Below are 281 nucleotides of genomic sequence, written 5' to 3' on the forward strand. Positions count from 1 at the left end.
CCGTCGGCGGTGAAGCTCAGCCGCCGCTGCTGGAATGCTCCACCTCCGGCCGGCCGCCGCTGCCCGAGTCGCTGCCCGAAGTCCGCTGGCGCGCCGGAATCGACCTGAATCCGCTGGACCTTAACGATGCCGACGACGTCGCCTGGCTCGAGGCCCTGATCTGGCCGGGGCAGGAGTTCCGCATCCGTCGGCTGCACCAGGCCATCGAGGTTGCCCGCCGCACACCGGCCCGGCTGGTGGCCGGCGACCTGACCCAGCAGCTGCCGGCACTGGTGGCCCGG

At 73.0% G+C, this 281-nt stretch carries 1 protein-coding gene; it reads left to right on the forward strand.

What is annotated here, in order from left to right:
* Nucleotides 1–281: DUF2332 family protein (locus AC5RUJ_RS19020; RefSeq protein WP_494156610.1), on the forward strand; the 281-nt coding region annotated here is incomplete at both ends.

It is taken from the genome of Arthrobacter sp. Y3223164 (assembly GCF_059091005.1).